The sequence below is a fragment of the Lelliottia sp. EB106-05-01-XG201 genome (assembly GCF_058791735.1).
The window spans coordinates 3,833,341-3,851,289 of the sequence record NZ_JBYTDV010000001.1 but is presented as its reverse complement, the minus strand read 5'-3'; the positions used below and the strand labels follow the sequence as shown (position 1 = coordinate 3,851,289).

Annotated in this window: 15 protein-coding genes; 7 read left to right on the top strand and 8 right to left on the bottom strand. The window is 56.2% G+C overall.

Features of this window, described 5'->3' with window-relative positions:
• Window positions 1-30: 30 nt before the first annotated feature.
• Window positions 31-825 (bottom strand): DUF2950 family protein, encoded by a 795-nt coding sequence (locus tag AC3WS9_RS18000; RefSeq protein ID WP_492489672.1) that lies wholly within the window; start codon window positions 823-825, stop codon window positions 31-33.
• A 10-nt stretch (window positions 826-835) separates the two neighbouring features.
• Complete coding sequence (locus tag AC3WS9_RS17995) at window positions 836-2,389, bottom strand: DUF3300 domain-containing protein (protein WP_492489670.1); 1,554 nt, start codon at window positions 2,387-2,389, stop codon at window positions 836-838.
• A 925-nt stretch (window positions 2,390-3,314) separates the two neighbouring features.
• Here AC3WS9_RS17995 and acnB point away from each other — a divergent pair.
• Window positions 3,315-5,912: a bifunctional aconitate hydratase 2/2-methylisocitrate dehydratase gene (gene acnB / locus AC3WS9_RS17990; protein WP_492489668.1), complete on the top strand. Its 2,598-nt coding sequence runs from the start codon at window positions 3,315-3,317 to the stop codon at window positions 5,910-5,912.
• 74 nt (window positions 5,913-5,986) lie between these two features.
• Here the strand turns inward: acnB and AC3WS9_RS17985 are convergent, their stop codons facing one another.
• On the bottom strand, window positions 5,987-6,949 hold the full coding sequence (locus tag AC3WS9_RS17985) for an IS110 family RNA-guided transposase (RefSeq protein ID WP_492486735.1): 963 nt from the start codon (window positions 6,947-6,949) through the stop codon (window positions 5,987-5,989).
• A 375-nt stretch (window positions 6,950-7,324) separates the two neighbouring features.
• Between AC3WS9_RS17985 and yacL the strand changes: the two genes are divergently transcribed.
• Window positions 7,325-7,687, top strand: a complete 363-nt coding sequence (yacL, locus tag AC3WS9_RS17980) for a protein YacL (RefSeq protein WP_100777595.1) — start codon at window positions 7,325-7,327, stop codon at window positions 7,685-7,687.
• Between the two features lie 31 nt (window positions 7,688-7,718).
• On the opposite strand, the gene speD is transcribed toward yacL, so the two are convergent.
• The 3 genes from speD to AC3WS9_RS17965 form a co-directional block, all read right to left on the bottom strand.
• Window positions 7,719-8,513: an adenosylmethionine decarboxylase gene (speD, locus tag AC3WS9_RS17975; RefSeq protein WP_282491675.1), complete on the bottom strand. Its 795-nt coding sequence runs from the start codon at window positions 8,511-8,513 to the stop codon at window positions 7,719-7,721.
• 1 nt (window position 8,514) lies between these two features.
• A complete protein-coding gene (speE, locus tag AC3WS9_RS17970; protein WP_285145984.1) occupies window positions 8,515-9,384 on the bottom strand; it encodes a polyamine aminopropyltransferase in 870 nt (289 codons plus the stop codon).
• A gap of 116 nt (window positions 9,385-9,500) precedes the next feature.
• Window positions 9,501-9,848: a YacC family pilotin-like protein gene (locus AC3WS9_RS17965; RefSeq protein ID WP_282491733.1), complete on the bottom strand. Its 348-nt coding sequence runs from the start codon at window positions 9,846-9,848 to the stop codon at window positions 9,501-9,503.
• A gap of 145 nt (window positions 9,849-9,993) precedes the next feature.
• Here AC3WS9_RS17965 and cueO point away from each other — a divergent pair, with 145 nt between their 5' ends.
• Window positions 9,994-11,565: a multicopper oxidase CueO gene (cueO, locus tag AC3WS9_RS17960; RefSeq protein ID WP_492489665.1), complete on the top strand. Its 1,572-nt coding sequence runs from the start codon at window positions 9,994-9,996 to the stop codon at window positions 11,563-11,565.
• Between the two features lie 75 nt (window positions 11,566-11,640).
• Here the strand turns inward: cueO and AC3WS9_RS17955 are convergent, their stop codons facing one another.
• Window positions 11,641-14,031 carry a glucose/quinate/shikimate family membrane-bound PQQ-dependent dehydrogenase gene (locus AC3WS9_RS17955; protein ID WP_492489663.1) on the bottom strand — a complete coding sequence of 797 codons (2,391 nt, stop codon included), beginning with the start codon at window positions 14,029-14,031 and terminating at the stop codon, window positions 11,641-11,643.
• A gap of 204 nt (window positions 14,032-14,235) precedes the next feature.
• Between AC3WS9_RS17955 and hpt the strand changes: the two genes are divergently transcribed.
• Window positions 14,236-14,772, top strand: a complete 537-nt coding sequence (gene hpt, locus AC3WS9_RS17950) for a hypoxanthine phosphoribosyltransferase (RefSeq protein ID WP_095280807.1) — start codon at window positions 14,236-14,238, stop codon at window positions 14,770-14,772.
• A gap of 106 nt (window positions 14,773-14,878) precedes the next feature.
• On the opposite strand, the gene can is transcribed toward hpt, so the two are convergent.
• Window positions 14,879-15,541, bottom strand: coding sequence for a carbonate dehydratase (gene can / locus AC3WS9_RS17945; RefSeq protein WP_282491679.1), 663 nt, complete (start codon window positions 15,539-15,541; stop codon window positions 14,879-14,881).
• 107 nt (window positions 15,542-15,648) lie between these two features.
• Between can and AC3WS9_RS17940 the strand changes: the two genes are divergently transcribed.
• The 3 genes from AC3WS9_RS17940 to AC3WS9_RS17930 all read left to right on the top strand — a co-directional run bounded on the left by AC3WS9_RS17940 (window position 15,649) and on the right by AC3WS9_RS17930 (window position 17,890).
• Window positions 15,649-16,575 carry an ABC transporter ATP-binding protein gene (locus AC3WS9_RS17940; protein ID WP_282491680.1) on the top strand — a complete coding sequence of 309 codons (927 nt, stop codon included), beginning with the start codon at window positions 15,649-15,651 and terminating at the stop codon, window positions 16,573-16,575.
• Complete coding sequence (locus AC3WS9_RS17935; RefSeq protein WP_285145982.1) at window positions 16,572-17,342, top strand: ABC transporter permease; 771 nt, start codon at window positions 16,572-16,574, stop codon at window positions 17,340-17,342. The genes AC3WS9_RS17940 and AC3WS9_RS17935 overlap by 4 nt, the downstream gene beginning before the upstream one ends.
• A 107-nt stretch (window positions 17,343-17,449) precedes the next feature.
• Window positions 17,450-17,890 (top strand): PTS sugar transporter subunit IIA, encoded by a 441-nt coding sequence (locus tag AC3WS9_RS17930; protein WP_285145981.1) that lies wholly within the window; start codon window positions 17,450-17,452, stop codon window positions 17,888-17,890.
• Window positions 17,891-17,949 lie beyond the last annotated feature (59 nt).

The window sequence follows — 17,949 nt, the reverse complement described above, 5'->3', positions numbered from 1 at the left end:
AAAAGCCGCTCAACTGAGCGGCTTTTTTTATTATGGAGTGACGGGCTGCCACGCTTTATCCGGATGATAAGCCTTTATCTCCTGCGCCTTCTTCTGCGACTCACTGCCGAGATCCGTCTGATAGACCTTGTCTTCACCGTTCACCATAAAACTCATGACGCCGGTCTGGCCATAGCTGACGGGCCAGGCGATCATCGCAAAACCGCTGTCGCTATCCGGCAGGATCCGGAACTGGTAGCCGTGATAACCGGTTCCCGGCACCGGTGGGCTGAAAGCGGGACCAAGCGGGCTTGGCGCTTCACCGGGAGCGGCTGGCCAGTACAGGCCGTCTTTTTTCCCTTCTGAGCTAATCACCTTTTTCGCGTATTGATGATTGAGTAAGAAATAGCTTTGCTGCGCATCAACATAGGCGTGAAGGGCTTCAATGGCGGCGAGCTCGTTGCGGCCAATCTCGCGCGTCAGGATCTCCTCGGCGGCTTTTTTCATATCAAACTGCCAGCCAGCCTCGCGCTTCACGACGGGGATCGGGAGTTGCCAGTCGCTATCGCCCACGTTGAGATGCGCGACATCGCCATTGATGACCGTGTGGTGGCTGACCTGCCAGTCACGCAGAAAACGATCAACGGCGTCAGGGTCGACGCCCTCCGGCGGTAAAAAATCACGCCAGTCATCGCCGAGCAGGTTTTTCATCTCGCCTTCGTTTTGTGTGCTGATGGCCTTCGCCAGGGCGCTGGTTGCTTCGTCCGGTGTAGCGAACTCCTGCTGCGCGAGGGCAAACGTTGAGACCATAAGCAGCATCATTCCACTGAGTAATTTCTTTTTCATTTTGATGCCCTTAGCGGTGGCGGAATTCACGGTGTTCAGTGCGGCCCGCTGGCATTTGCCGCGGCTGCTGACGGTTCTGGTGTTGTGCGGTGAACTGACGACTTTGCGCGCCGCGTTGCTGCTGCGCCTGCCAGTTGGCTGACCGGCTATCGTTGCCGCTTAAGGCATTGGCTCGCGGTTGCGTATTTCGCTGGCGAGCGGGTTGCGCAGCCGGTCGCTCCTGCCGCTGGGACAGATTCTGACGGTTCTCGCGCTGGGCTTTGTTATTCGCGCGCTGCGCGGTCTGTGGCTTATCGGTGTCATACCCGCGATAGTTATTGCGCTGGGAAATCTGCTTCAGCTGATTGTTGGCCGCCTGACGCTGAGCGTCTTTCGTTGCCGGACGCTGGGTTTGCGACAGGTTTTTCCCGGTGGATTGCTGAACCTGAGCCAGTGCTGCCTGGCGCTGACTGTCGCGGTTAACCGGTTTTTGCTGCGTGGCACTCAGGCCCGTCGCGCTGTTCGTCGAGTGGAAACGGTTATTGAGCTGATTATTCGGATACGGAACCCCTTCACGATAGGCAGGATTATGCTGCCATGTGCGGTTGTTATCCGTCAGGCGCTGGCCGCTGATTTTGTTGAAGTTATCCAGGTTGATGTTGATATTGTTATCGCCATTACGGTTATAGCCGCCGTTGTGGTGGTCATAATCATCGTGGTCATGGTGGTGATCGTCGTCATCCCAGTCGATATTACTGAATATCGCGTAGGTGGTGGCGACTCCGAGGCTAAAGCCGAGGCCTTTTACCAGGCTGTCGGTAAACTGCTCGCCCGGGGAAGGGGGAAGGTAGACCGGCGGATAGCTGGTGCTGGGCCAGGTGCCATAGACCGTGTTGGGGTTATAGGTCGGGACGTAAACTACCTGCGGATCGGCAGATTCAATTTTGATAACCGTCGGGCTGGTTGTCGTGGCCGTGGTGGTCGTTGCGGTTGAGCCGGATGTCGTGCTGGCAGCCGGTTCCGCTTTCTTCACACTGGTGACCGTCTGCTGCGGCGTGGACTGCAGCGCGCCTGTTTGCTGGGCCAGTTGACGCAGACGCTGAACGGAATCCATCACATCCTTAGGCTGCGCCAGAAACGCATCGCCGAGACTCTGTATCCACGGCGGGTTTTCACCCATCAGTGACATTAGCTGAGGAAAGGCGACCAGGGATTTGACGCTCGGGTCCCACGGCTGATTGCTCACCGCCTGAATGGCCGCGTCGCCCTGCATTTTAGGATTGTCTTTCGACCACTGCGCGGCCTGAATCACGTTCGCCGGATAGGTGGAAGCCATCAGAATCTGCGAGAGCAGCGCGTCGGGATAGAGCGCGATAGGGGCTGTCCACTGATCGATCTGCGCGGCGGTATAGGTTGGGGCAACAACCGGTGCAGGCGGTGGGGGGACGGGCTGAGGCACCGCCGCGACCGGCGGCGTTGAGACCGTCTCGGGAGCCCGGCTCTTCACAAACATCACGCCGGATGCGGCTAACAGCCCGGCACTGCACAGCAGGACCAGAAGGTGTGGCTTAAAGGGCAACTTCATAGTGTGACTCCAGCGTAAGCAGTGTCGATGGGCGTTCTTGTTGCCGCGAGTATATTCACCCGTGCTGTGCCGTTTTGATTAATGTTGGGAAACGGCGGAAGTGTCCTGATAAAGAGTGTGAGCATTTATTACACAAATTATATCCGATGGGAAAAAAGGCGTGGGAAATTCAAAAGGCCGCTCTTGCGAGCGGCCAGCAGCTAGTTGCCGAGATTGACGACCAACAGCACCGTGATGTCGGAAATATTCCAGCCACCATGCAGCGCCGTCAGCAGTAAACCGGTCACAACGATCAGCGCATAGATATATCGCATCTCCATTGCGTGCGTTCCTTTGCAGGGCTACGCGGGTTCCTTCTTCACCGGGAAAGGCAGAACCTGGCAAATTAGAAGTTGCCGCGTAGGTTACGGAACTGCTCCCGGGCCCGGTGACTGGTTGCTACACCAGCGAAGCAGGCCGGGGTGAACGTTATCGTATTAGCAAGTGCTACAAAAGCGGAGAAAGAGCATTACTTTGGTTTTCATTCGAAACCTGAAGACGCTACGCAAAACAAAAATCAGGGCTTGCACAGCAGAGAATGAAAGCGCAATATTTACTGCGTTAGAAGTTGCCGCAAAACCTGCCAGCCCGGTGTGCTACCACCGCAAGGCAACAACTAAACCGCTGAAAGGCGGTTTTTTTGTGTCCGAAAAATCTCTCTCTTTGCGCGCTATACCATCCTTAACGATTCAGCAAACGATTTAATGTTGCTTTTTTGTAAACGGATTAACACTGTGCAGAAATCCTGCTATGCTGCCCGACGCGGTATCGGGCATTTACCCTACAAACTGCTGTTTCACAGGAGCGTGAAGAGAACGCCCAGTACACGAAAGCTTTCAAATGAAGTGTATGCCGCAATATGACAATGAGAGCGAGGAGAACCGTCGTGCTAGAAGAATACCGTAAGCACGTAGCAGAACGTGCCGCCGAGGGAATTGTACCGAAACCCTTAGATGCAACCCAGATGGCCGGCCTCGTCGAGCTGCTGAAGAACCCGCCTGCGGGCGAAGAAGAATTCCTGTTAGATCTGTTGATCAACCGCGTTCCGCCTGGCGTCGATGAAGCCGCGTATGTTAAAGCCGGATTCCTTGCTGCCGTTGCCAAAGGCGAAGCCACCTCCCCACTGGTCACTCCTGAAAAAGCCATTGAACTGCTCGGCACCATGCAGGGCGGCTACAACATTCATCCGTTAATTGATGCACTGGATAGCGACACGCTGGCACCGATTGCCGCCAAAGCGCTGTCTCAGACGCTGCTGATGTTTGATAACTTCTACGATGTGGAAGAGAAAGCCAAAGCCGGCAACCGTCACGCAAAACAGGTGATGCAATCCTGGGCTGATGCCGAATGGTTCCTGAACCGTCCGCAGCTTGCCGAAAAAATTACCGTCACCGTCTTCAAAGTGACCGGTGAAACCAACACCGATGACCTGTCTCCGGCTCCGGATGCCTGGTCCCGCCCGGATATCCCACTGCACGCCCTGGCGATGCTGAAAAACGCCCGCGAAGGCATCCATCCGGATCAGCCGGGCAGCGTTGGCCCGATCAAACAGATCGAAGAATTAAATAAGAAAGGCTTCCCGCTGGCCTACGTCGGTGACGTAGTCGGGACCGGCTCTTCGCGTAAATCCGCGACCAACTCCGTGCTGTGGTTCATGGGCGATGATATCCCTCATGTGCCGAACAAGCGCGGCGGCGGCCTGTGTCTTGGCGGTAAAATCGCACCGATTTTCTTCAACACCATGGAAGATGCGGGCGCACTGCCGATCGAAGTGGACGTCAACAACCTCAACATGGGTGACGTGATTGACGTTTATCCGTTCAAAGGCGAAGTCCGCAATCACGAGACCAACGAGCTGCTGGCAAGCTTCGAGCTGAAAACCGACGTGCTGATCGACGAAGTGCGCGCCGGTGGCCGTATCCCGCTGATCATCGGTCGCGGCCTGACCACCAAAGCGCGTGAAGCGCTCGGTCTGCCGCACAGCGATGTGTTCCGTCAGGCGAAAGACGTGGCCGAGAGCAATCGCGGCTTCTCCCTGGCACAGAAAATGGTCGGTCGTGCATGCGGCGTGACGGGCGTTCGTCCGGGCGCGTACTGCGAGCCAAAAATGACCTCCGTCGGTTCTCAGGACACCACCGGTCCAATGACCCGTGATGAGCTGAAAGACCTGGCGTGTCTGGGCTTCTCGTCTGACCTGGTGATGCAGTCCTTCTGCCACACGGCGGCCTATCCGAAGCCGGTCGACGTCACCACGCACCACACCCTGCCAGACTTCATCATGAACCGTGGCGGCGTCTCCCTGCGTCCGGGCGATGGTGTGATCCACTCCTGGCTGAACCGTATGCTGCTGCCGGATACCGTCGGTACCGGTGGTGACTCCCATACCCGTTTCCCGATCGGCATCTCCTTCCCGGCCGGTTCTGGTCTGGTGGCGTTTGCTGCCGCGACGGGCGTGATGCCGCTGGACATGCCGGAATCCGTTCTGGTGCGCTTCAAAGGCAAAATGCAGCCGGGCATCACTCTGCGCGATCTGGTTCATGCGATCCCGCTGTACGCGATCAAACAGGGTCTGCTGACCGTTGAGAAGAAAGGCAAGAAGAACATCTTCTCTGGCCGCATTCTGGAGATCGAAGGTCTGCCGGATCTGAAAGTCGAGCAGGCGTTTGAGCTGACCGATGCGTCCGCCGAGCGTTCTGCGGCAGGCTGCACCATCAAGCTGAACCAGGAGCCGATCGTTGAGTATCTCACCTCTAACATCGTGCTGCTGAAGTGGATGATTGCCGAAGGTTACGGCGATCGTCGTACGCTGGAGCGTCGCGTGCAGGGCATGGAAAAATGGCTGGCCGATCCGCAGCTGCTCGAAGCCGATGCTGACGCAGAGTACGCAGCGGTGATCGACATCGATCTGGCGGACATCAAAGAGCCAATCCTGTGTGCACCAAACGATCCTGACGATGCGCGTCTGCTGTCTGACGTGCAGGGCGACAAGATCGACGAAGTGTTCATCGGCTCTTGCATGACCAACATCGGTCACTTCCGTGCGGCCGGTAAGCTGCTGGATACCCATAAAGGCCAGCTGCCAACCCGTCTGTGGGTCGCTCCGCCAACGCGTATGGATGCGGCACAGCTGACGGAAGAAGGCTACTACAGCGTGTTTGGTAAGAGTGGTGCGCGTATCGAAATCCCTGGCTGTTCCCTGTGTATGGGTAACCAGGCGCGCGTGGCTGACGGTGCGACCGTGGTCTCCACGTCTACCCGTAACTTCCCGAACCGTTTAGGAACCGGCGCGAACGTCTACCTGGCCTCTGCGGAGCTGGCGGCGGTTGCGGCGCTGATCGGCAAACTGCCGACGCCGGAAGAGTACCAGACCTATGTGGCGCAGGTTGATAAGACGGCGGTGGATACCTATCGCTATCTGAACTTCGATAAGCTCTCTCAGTACACCGAGAAAGCGGATGGCGTGATCTTCCAGACTGCGGTATAAACAGCAAACCGCCTCTCCAGAGGCGGTTTTAGTGTTTGCACCCTCTCCCTGTGGGAGAGATACCGTCTTGTCGGTTATCCGGCAAGCGGTATTTCAGCATTAAATTCTCGTCCGGATTTCACCACGCCATAAGCCAGCTGGAGCAGTTTTCTCATCCCGGCACATACGCGTTCCTTCCCTGTTTTTCCTCTCGCTGCCAGCCTGTCCATCAGATTTTTAACCACCTCATTGCACCTTCCCGCCACCACTGCCGGCATATACAGCGCACTGCGCAGCTCTGCGTGACCTACTTTTGACAGCCTGCTCTTTCCTTTCCACATCCCCGACTCACAGCGCCGTGGATTCAGCCCGGCGTAAGCCACCAGTGCCTTACTGTCACTGAACCGTCTCAGATTACCCGCGAACGCCAGCAGGCTCACGCTCAGCATTTCACCGATCCCGGGGATGCTCTTCAGCAGTTCCCTGTCCCGCTTCAGGTCAGGGTTATCATCGATGTGCTGGCTGATTTTCTTTCGTGTTTCGTCAATCAGTTCATCCAGCATGGCGACGTGTTCATGCAGTGAGGGAACAATGACCTCGTCGGCTGCTTCAAGGCGGTTCATCTCCATCTGCCGCATCTCTTCCAGATTACGCAGGTGGCGTACCAGCGCCGTCAGCTGACGCTCACTCAGTGGTGCAGGATACCAGGGGGCGGGTTGATGCAGGGCGCAGTAGCGGGCTATCAGTGCCGCATCACTTTTGTCTGTTTTGTTGCGGGTCAGCTCCGTATTGCCAAACGCGTGTATGCGGGCAGGATTTTCGAGGCTGACACAGCAGCCGTTATCGGCCAGCAGGGTGGCAAGTTCAGTGCTGTAGCAGCCCGTCGCTTCCATGCAGACATGGCAGTCGCCAAAACGTGCCAGCCAACTGAGGAACTCGCGGCATCCGGCAGAGGTGTTGGGGAATTTTTTGGTTTTGTATTTCTGATTAGGCAGCAGGACGGCGACATCAAATTTGAGTTTGGCGATATCAACGCCGACAGGAATAAGCTCCATCATGGCACTCCGTAACCTTATGAATAATATCGCCGGACCATCCTTATATGTGGGTGCTCAGGGCACAGGATACCGTTCGGTCTTGAGGCGACAGGGAAACAGGTTACCGGGGCATAATCTCTCCCACGGGCTCAGTGGCACCAGGGCCGGGTGATGCTCACCGGTAACCTCCCGATGATCAGTCGGGGATCTTCTCCGCAGAAGCGGAGAAGATCAAGACATAAGGGCCGGGGTGAGGGCATCAGCCCGCACAATCCCCCCAAAAACCTCGCGTTATTCAACGCGGGGTTTTTTATTTTCCACTCCTGACACCCGTCCCGCTTTTTATCTCCTCTCTATCTGCGATAATTACGCCATGGCTCTGCAGAGGAAAACACCATGGATTACGAATTTCTGCGCGATATCACCGGAGTGGTGAAAGTGCGCATGTCGATGGGCCACGAAGTGGTCGGGCACTGGTTTAACGAAGAAGTTAAAGAAAATCTCGCCCTGCTCGATGAAGTCGAAGACGCTGCACAAACCGTCAAAGGCAGCGAGCGCTCCTGGCAGCGCGTCGGACACGAGTACACCCTCTGGATGGACGGCGAAGAGGTGATGGTTCGCGCCAATCAGCTCGAGTTTTCCGGCGATGAGATGGAAGAGGGGATGAGCTACTACGACGAAGAGAGCCTGTCGCTGTGCGGCGTAGAGGACTTTTTACAGGTGGTGGCAGCGTACCGCGATTTTATGAAACAGAAGTAAACCAGCGGAGCATCCTTGCTCCCCGCGCGTTTTACACGGCCGGAATATTGCGGCCGTAGTAGATTTCGCGCATCTCTTTCCAGAGCAGGTCGGTGATTGTCTTCCGCTCTTCTTCGCTTAAATCTTCAGGCTTTGTGTGGAACATGTAGTGCTGAAGGTCGAACTCCTTCAGTAACATCTTGGTGTGGAAGATGTTTTCCTGGTAAACGTTCACGTCCATCATGTCGTACAGCGCCTTCATATCCTCGGACATAAAGTTCTGAATCGAATTGATCTCATGGTCGATAAAATGTTTCATGCCGTTGATATCACGGGTGAAACCACGCACGCGATAATCGACGGTGACAATATCGGATTCCAGCTGGTGGATGAGATAGTTCAGCGCGTTGAGCGGAGAAATCACCCCGCAGGTGGAGACTTCAATGTCCGCGCGGAAGGTACACAACCCGCCTTCCGGGTGACTCTCGGGGTAGGTGTGCACGCAGATGTGGCTCTTATCGAGATGGGCGACCACCGCTTCGGGCAGCGGGCCGGGGTGTTCAGTCGGGTCGATAAGCTTAGGATCAATCGGCTCTTCGCTCACGAGGATCGTGACGCTCGCGCCCTGCGGTTCATAGTCCTGACGCGCAATGTTCAGGATATTGGCCCCGATAATGGAGCAGGTTTCTGACAGGATCTCGGTCAGTCGGTTGGCGTTGTAGAGTTCATCGATATAGGCGATATAACCATCGCGCTCCTCCGCTGTTTTCACGTAGCAGATATCGTAAATACAAAAACTCAGGCTTTTGGTCAGGTTGTTAAAGCCATGCAGTTTCAGCTTTTTCAATTTAGTTCACCCCCTTAGAGGACAGCGCGTCTTGCAGATATTGTGGCAAGGCAAAAGCGGCCGTGTGCACTGCCGGATTGTAGTAGCGGCAGATGAGGTTTGCCTGATGGAAGCGCGCCTGGATAATCTCGGTGGAGAGATGGCGCAGCGCCTCGTTGTCCGTCGCCCAGGCGAAGGTCATGATACCGCCGTAATAGGTCGGGATCGCCGCCTGGTAGAAGCTCACGTCACCAAAATAGGTGCTGAGCTTGCGGTGGCTGTCGAGGGCTTCGTCCTGCTGCAGGAAGCAGACACCGTTCTGCGCCACGAAGATCCCGCCAGGGTTCAGGCAGCGCTTGCAGCCTTCGTAGAAGGACGAGGTGAAGAGCGTCGCGCCCGGCCCGATGGGATCGGTGCAGTCGGAGATGATCACGTCGAAAGTCTGGCTGGTCTGATTCACGAAGTTGACGCCGTCGTCGATCACCAGCGTAAAGCGTGGATCGTCGTAGCTGCCCGCATTGTGGTTCGGTAGATACTGGCGGCAGAAGGAGACAACACCGGCGTCGATCTCGACCATGGTGATGGTTTCGACGGTTTTATGGCGGGAGACTTCGCGCAGCATCGCGCCGTCGCCGCCGCCGATAATCAGCACGTGTTTCGCGTGCCCGTGCGCCAGCAGCGGCACGTGGGTCATCATTTCGTGATAGATAAACTCATCGCGCTCGGTGGTTTGCACCACGCCGTCCAGCGCCATGACGCGCCCGAACGCGGCGTTTTCGAAAATGATCAGATCCTGATGATCGGTTTTCTCATGATAAAGCACGTTATCAACGGCAAAGTACTGACCAAACTGGTCATGCAGCGTTTCGTGCCACAGGGTTTTCTCGGTCACAGGCTGATACCTCCTTTGTTAACATCCATTACACCCACGCAAAATGGGCGCAACATCATAGCCAACAATGACCGCGCATGCACGGTCATCATTGCAACAAAGGGGCGTCGGGAAGGTTACTTCACGTAGGCGAGCAGGCTCAGCGAATCGCGGGCCAGCGCTTTGCATTTTTTCGCGACAGGAATGCCAATGCCGCTTAAATCGCGGTAGCTGTCTTCACCGAGCGCCTTCATGTCAAAGCTATCGTAGTTGCTGAGATCCCATTGGTTCTGCTGGGCAAAAAAGACCAGTGCGCGACGAATCTGCCCGTTGGGTAAATTCTGGTATCCACAATCGTTTTTCAGGAAAACAAAAACTGCCGTTAAATCGGCCATATCTTCCGCTTCGTTTTCACTCAGCGCATAACTGTTCGCACTCATCGCCACCAGGCTTGTGAACAAAATTGTCCTGAAAAACGTCTTCATTGCTTCTACCACTGCGTCACGGAAATTAAACGTTAGCATACTTGATACCAGCGCGACGACCTTTATTATTGCGGCTTTACTTGACCTTCCGCTTAGGGGAGGGTTTAAGCTCAAAATATCGCCTGCACGGAAAAAAGGAATGAACATGCAACGTCGTGATTTTTTGAAATATTCAGCCGTCATCGGGGCTGCCAGCGCGTTACCTTTGTGGAGCCGCGCGGTGTTTGCGGCCGACAGACCGGCGCTCCCGATCCCTAATTTACTGACGGCGGACGCCCGCAGCCGCATTCAGCTTGTCGTACAGTCCGGAAAATCGACCTTTGGCGCGCATCAGGCGACGACATGGGGATATAACGGCAATTTGCTCGGTCCTGCGCTGCAGCTCTCCCGCGGCAAACAGGTGACGGTGAATATTCACAATACCCTCGCGGAGGAGACGACGCTGCACTGGCACGGCCTGGAAGTTCCCGGTGAAGTGGACGGCGGCCCGCAGGGTGTCATCAAAGCGGGCGGCGAGCGCACGGTGACCTTTACACCGGATCAGCACGCGGCAACCTGTTGGTTCCACCCGCATCAGCACGGTAAAACCGGCCATCAGGTGGCGATGGGGCTGGCGGGTCTGGTGCTGATTGAAGACGACGAGAGCCGAATGCTGCGCCTGCCGAAACAGTGGGGCATCGACGATGTGCCGGTGATCGTGCAGGACAAGAAATTTACCGCTGACGGGCAGATCGACTATCAGCTGGATGTGATGAGCGCGGCGGTCGGCTGGTTTGGCGACACGCTCCTGACCAACGGGGCGATCTATCCGCAGCATTCGGCGCCGAGAGGCTGGCTGCGTCTGCGCCTGCTCAACGGCTGTAACGCGCGATCTCTCAATTTTGCCGCCAGCGACCAGCGCCCGCTGTACGTGGTGGCGAGCGACGGCGGGCTGTTAGCCGAGCCGGTGAAAGTCAGCGAGCTGCCGATGCTGATGGGCGAGCGCTTTGAAGTGCTGGTGGATATCAGCGACGGTAAGCCGTTTGATATCGTCACGCTCCCGGTGAGCCAGATGGGGATGGCGGTTGCGCCGTTCGATAAGCCGCACCCGGTGCTGCGCATCCAGCCGCTGGTGGTTACCGCGTCGGGCACGCTGCCGGACACCCTCGTTGCCGTGCCTGCGCTGCCGTCCCTCGACGGGCTCACCCAGCGTAAACTCCAGCTGTCGATGGACCCCATGCTCGACATGATGGGCATGCAGGCGCTGATGAATAAATATGGCGACCAGGCGATGGCCGGGATGCATCACGGACAGTCGATGGGTCATATGAACATGGATCACGGCAAGATGGGCAACATGGGCCATATGAATCACGGCGGCGGGAAAGGCTTTGATTTCCCCAACGCCAACCGCATCAACGGGCAGGCCTTCGATATGAACACCCCGATGTTTGCGGCGCAAAAAGGGCAGTACGAGCGCTGGGTGATTTCAGGTGAGGGTGACATGATGCTGCATCCGTTCCACATTCACGGCACGCAGTTCCGCATTTTGTCCGAGAACGGCCAGGCGCCTGCGGCCCATCGTACGGGCTGGAAAGATACGGTGCGGGTGGAAGGGGGCGTCAGCGAAGTGCTGGTGAAATTTGAGCATGACGCGCCGAAGGAGTTTGCCTATATGGCGCACTGTCATCTGCTGGAGCATGAAGATACGGGGATGATGTTAGGGTTTACGGTGTAAAAAAAGCCGGGTGGCGGCTGCGCCTTACCCGGCCTACGGTTCTACAAACGGCAACTTCGGGTTGCCGTTTTGCTGTTACTTCACATCATCCGGCAACGCATACGCGACAATATAATCGCCCATTTTAGTGCCAAACGATCCGTGACCGCCCGCCGAGATGACAACGTACTGCTTGCCATTCACTTCGTAGGTCATCGGTGTGGCCTGTCCGCCTGCAGGCAGACGGCCTTGCCACAGTTTCTCACCGTTGGTCATGTTGTACGCGCGCAGGTAGTTATCTGCGGTTGCGGCGATGAACAGGACGTTACCGGCGGTAGAGATTGGGCCACCGAGCATCGGCATCCCCATATTGAACGGCACCGGAACCGGCATCGGGAACGGCATGCTGTCCTGCGGTGTGCCAATACGTTTTTTCCACATGACCTGATTGGTTTTCAGATCCAGCGCGGAAATATAACCCCACGCAGGCTGTTTACACGGCAGACCAAACGGCGACAGGAACGGGTTCAGCGTCACGCCAAACGGCACGCCATACTGCGGTTGAATACCGGCTTCTGTACCGCTGCCTTTCGCGTCTTTCGGCTGCTCCATCGGATTACCCGGACCGCGTGGGATCAGCTTCGAGACAAATGGCAGCGCCATCGGGTTAGCAATCGCCACCTGACGGTTTGGATCGACGGAAATACCGCCCCATTCGAACATCCCCAGGTTACCCGGGAAGACCAGCGTGCCCTGCTCAGAAGGCGGGGTGAAGATGCCTTCATAGCGCAGCTGATGGAACATCACCCGGCACACCAGCTGGTCGAACATGGTGGCGCCCCACATGTCCGCGCCGGTCAGATCTTTCTTCGGACGGAAGCTCAGGTCAGAGAATGGCTGCGTTTTAGAAACATAGTCGCCTTTCGCCGCACCCTGCGGGACCGGTTTTTCCGGAGCCGGAACCACCAGTTTGCCGTTAGTACGATCCAGCACGAAGATGTTGCCGGTTTTTGCCGGAGCGTAAATCACCGGAACCGTTTTACCGTCGACGGTAATGTCGGCCAGCGTCGGCTGAGACGGCATATCCATATCCCACAGATCGTGGTGAACGGTTTGATAGCTCCAGGCCAGTTTCCCGGTCGTGGCGTTCAGCGCCACAATCGCGCTGGCGTAACGCTCCTGCTCTGGCGTGCGGTTTCCGCCCCAGATATCTGGCGTGGTCACGCCCATCGGGAGATAGACCAGATCCAGCTTCGCGTCATACGCGGCCGGTGCCCAGGAGTTCGGGGAGTTGAAGGTAAAGGTATGTTCATCCGACGGGATCGCGTTTGGATCTTTCGCGCCCGGATCGAAGGCCCACAGCAGTTTCCCGGTATTCACGTCGAAACCACGAATCACGCCAGAGGTTTCACGGGTAGAGAAGTTATCCGTGACCGACCCGGCGATGACGATGGTTTTATCGGTGATGATAGGCGGAGACGTCGGCTCATACAGGCCCGGCGTGGTATCCGGCATGTTGGTCTGCAGGTTGAGGATACCTTTGTTGGCAAAGGTTTCGCACAGCTTACCGGTTTCGGCGTTGATGGCAAACAGACGGCCATCGTTCACCGGCAGAATGATACGGCGAGGGCAGTCTGCCACCACTTCCGGAGAGGCCGTTTCCGCGCGCGCTTCGTGGTAAGAGACACCGCGACAGGTCACGTGCTGGAACGAGGTATTGGTGTTCAGCTGCGGATCAAAGTGCCACTTCTCCTTGCCCGTCGCTGCATCCAGCGCGAACAGACGCTGGTGAGCGGTACACAGGTAGAGCATGTCGCCCACTTTGATCGGCGTGACTTCGTTGGTCAGTTCACCCGGATCGTTCGGCTGCTTCAGATCGCCGGTACGGAAGGTCCAGGCCTCTTTCAGGTTTTTCACGTTGTCGGCGTTGATCTGCTTCAGCGGCGAGTAGCGTTGACCTTCCTGATTGCGGCCATACGCCGGCCAGTCACCGTCCGCCACCTGAGAGATTGCGGCGGCAGGGGTGGAATCGGCGCTCAGGGTGCCTTTCACTTCCTGCGGATCGTTAAATCCGGCCCAGGTCAGAATGCCAGCAGTAATCAGCAGGACAACGACCAGCCCAGCGACGGCACCGTTAGAAGGCACCACCAGGCGACGCCAGACGAACGGCAGGATCAGCCAGACACCAAAGAAGACGAGGATGTCGCTACGCGGCGTGAGCGCCCAGAAGTCGAAGCCGACCTCCCAGACACCCCAGACCATCGTCGCGAGCAGTAATGCTGCGTAAAGCCACAGCGCGGAACGTTTACGACGTAACAGCAGGATAGTCACGCCAACCATGACCAGGCCCGCAATTGGGTAGTACCAGGAGCCGCCTAACGCGACCAGCCATACGCCACCGGCTAACAGATACAGCGCGCAGAAAGCGGCAAATGCGGCTGTTAAGGTTACCAGTAGACGCGGCTGTGGAGATTTTGTTTCAGCCATAGAAAAGTACTCTGTAGTTTGTTAATTATTTGATAGCAATTAATTATAGGTATTAACAAGTGTGATCGGAATCACAAAATGAGCTTTTTGTAACTCATGCGCCAGGCCAATCCATTTGCTGGTATACTGCTGAACTTGTGAATCATTGCCGGACGTATCAGCATCCGCAGTGATAGATTGGTTTTAAATCATACGGTTAGTAATATGAAACATACTGTTGAAGTGATGATCCCGGAAGCGGAGATCAAAGCGCGTATCGCCGAACTGGGTCGTCAAATCACCGAACGTTATCAGGACAGCGGCAGCGATATGGTGCTGGTGGGTCTGCTGCGCGGCTCATTCATGTTCATGGCAGACCTGTGCCGTGAAGTTCAGGTGTCCCATGAAGTGGATTTCATGACCGCCTCCAGCTACGGCAGCGGGATGTCGACCACCCGTGATGTGAAAATCCTGAAAGACCTGGACGAAGACATTCGCGGCAAGGACGTGTTAATCGTAGAAGACATTATCGATTCCGGTAACACCCTTTCTAAAGTGCGCGAGATCCTGAGCCTGCGCGGACCAAAATCCCTGGCGATTTGTACCCTGCTGGATAAACCGACGCGTCGCGAAGTGGACGTCCCGGTTGAATTTGTCGGTTTCTCAATCCCGGACGAGTTCGTGGTGGGTTACGGCATTGATTATGCACAGCGCTATCGCCATCTGCCGTATGTCGGAAAAGTGGTATTGCTGGACGAGTAATCTCAGCGGTATTGCCCGGTGGCGCTGCGCTTACCGGGCCTACAAAAGCGTGAACGGTGAATCGTAGGCCGGGTAAGGCGAAGCCGCCACCCGGCTTTTTTGCAGGTTACTTGTGGTTAACGTGCTTGAGTTTGAGGTTGGCAATCCCGGAACGATAGCGCTGCTCCAGGGTTTCGCGGTTGGTGGCGGTCACTTCCAGGTTACGCAGCAACCCGTCGTGAATTCCGTACGCCCAGCCGTGAACCGAGACTTTCTGCCCGCGCTTCCACGCCGACTGCATGATGGTCGAATGGCCCAGGTTATAAACCTGCTCCATCACGTTCAGCTCGCAAAGGGTATCGAGGCGGCGCTCCTGCGGCATTTCGCCCAGCAGTGAGCTATGTTTGAACCAGATATCGCGAATGTGCAGCAGCCAGTTATCGATCAACCCCAGTTCCGGGTTCTCGACCGCCGCCTGCACGCCACCGCAGCCGTAGTGGCCGCAAATAATAATGTGCTCCACTTCCAGCACGTCCACCGCGTACTGCACGACGGAAAGGCAATTGAGATCGGTGTGAATGACCAGGTTTGCGACGTTACGGTGAACGAACAGCTCACCTGAATCAAGACCTGTCAGGCGTTCCGCCGGGACGCGGCTGTCAGAGCAGCCAATCCACAAAAAGCGTGGGTTCTGCGCTTTAGCCAGCTTCTCAAAAAATCCCGGGTCCTCTTCTATCAGCATTTTTGACCATAGTGCATTGTTGCTGATGAGTGTATCTATGTCATTCATAGAGGTTAACGACCTGTAACCGAGTAATAGCGTTGCGCTAATATAGGGTAACTCGACTTTTATTGAAACCACACAACGTGTGTCAGAACTATAGGTAAGTTTAATTCATGACAATCGCACTTGAGCTCAAGCAGCTTAAAAAAGTCTATTCCGGCGGCGTTCAGGCGCTGCGTGGAATCGATCTGCAGGTCGAAGCGGGGGATTTCTACGCGCTGCTGGGGCCGAATGGCGCAGGGAAATCCACCACCATCGGCATCATCAGTTCTCTGGTGAACAAAACGTCCGGCAGCGTCGCGGTGTTTGGTTATGACCTCGAAAAAGACGTGGTGAACGCCAAACGTCAGCTGGGGCTGGTGCCGCAGGAATTTAACTTCAACCCGTTTGAAACCGTGCAGCAGATTGTGGTTAACCAGGCGGGTTACTACGGCGTGGAGCGTCAGGACGCCATTGCGCGCAGCGAAAAGTACCTCAAACAGCTCGATCTGTGGGAAAAACGCGGCGAACGTGCGCGGATGCTCTCCGGCGGGATGAAGCGTCGTCTGATGATCGCCCGTGCTCTGATGCACGAGCCAAAGCTGTTGATCCTCGATGAGCCGACGGCGGGGGTCGATATCGAACTGCGCCGCTCGATGTGGGGTTTCCTGAAGGATCTCAACGACAAAGGCACGACCATTATTCTGACCACCCACTATCTGGAAGAGGCGGAAATGCTGTGCCGCAATATCGGTATCATTCAGCGCGGCGAGCTGGTGGAAAACACCTCGATGAAAAACCTACTCTCCAAGCTGAAATCCGAAACCTTTATCCTCGACCTGGCGGCGAAAAGCCCGCTGCCGAAGCTGGAGGGCTATCAGTATCGTCTGGTGGATACCTCAACGCTGGAAGTGGAAGTGCTGCGCGAGCAGGGCATTAACAGCGTCTTTGCGCAGCTGAGCGCGCAGGGCATTCAGGTATTGAGTATGCGTAACAAAGCCAACCGACTGGAAGAACTGTTTGTCTCGCTGGTCCATGATAAACAAGGAGAGCAGGCATGATGCATCTTTACTGGGTGGCGCTAAAAAGTATCTGGGCCAAAGAGATTAACCGTTTTATGCGCATCTGGGTGCAAACCCTGGTGCCGCCGGTGATCACCATGACGCTCTATTTCATCATCTTCGGGAACCTGATTGGCTCCCGCATTGGTGAAATGCATGGCTTTACCTACATGCAGTTTATCGTACCGGGCCTGATCATGATGGCGGTGATCACCAACGCCTACGCCAACGTGGCGTCGTCGTTCTTCAGCGCTAAATTCCAGCGCAACATCGAAGAGTTGCTGGTGGCCCCGGTGCCCACGCATGTGATCATCGCCGGGTATGTCGGCGGCGGCGTGGCGCGCGGGCTGGCGGTTGGGATTCTGGTGACGGCGATTTCCCTGTTCTTTGTTCCGTTCCAGGTGCACTCGTGGACGTTCGTGGCGGTGACGCTGCTGATGACGGCGATCCTGTTCTCGCTGGCCGGTCTGCTGAATGCGGTCTTCGCGACCACCTTCGATGACATCAGCCTGATCCCGACCTTCGTTCTGACGCCGCTGACCTATCTCGGCGGGGTGTTCTACTCTCTGACGCTGCTGCCGCCATTCTGGCAGGCGCTGTCGCACCTGAACCCGATTGTGTACATGATCAGCGGCTTCCGCTTCGGCTTCCTCGGCATTACCGACGTGCCGCTGTTCACCACCGTTATCGTGCTGGCCGTGTTCATCATTGCCTTCTACATCCTCTGCTGGTATCTGATCCAGCGCGGACGCGGACTGCGCACCTAAGCCTTATCCCCGGCAGTACTCTGTCTGCCGGGGCCTTTTCTTTGATAGTTATCACCCTAAATCAATCTTCACTCCGCTAAACTACTTTCCCCTAAAGGAGAGACGCTATGCTGGGTTGGGTGATTACCTGTCATGATGACGATGCCCAGGCAATGATTGATCGCCTGGAAAAGAAGTTTGGTCCGCTGCCGCAGTGTCGGGCGGTGAATTACTGGCGTGGCCTCAGTACTAATATGCTCAGCCGTATGATGTGTGATGCATTGCATCAGACGGATACCGGCGAAGGGGTGATATTTCTCACCGACAAATCGGGCGCTGCGCCGTACCGTGCCGCCGCGTTGTTGAGCCACAAGCATGAAAACTGCGAAGTGATTTCCGGAATAACCTACGCCTTGCTGGAGATGATGTCTCCCCTGCGCGAGACGCTGAGCAGCGCGGAGTTCCGCGACATGCTGGTCGGGCAGGAGATCCCCGGCGTCAGCAGTCTGTGGCATCAGCAGCAGAAAAACCCGCCTTTCGTCCTGCTCCACGATCTGTATAAGAATTAAACATTGGTATTGATGTCGCTTTTGCTACAATGGCGGCTGATTTTTTGTGTCGATAATAA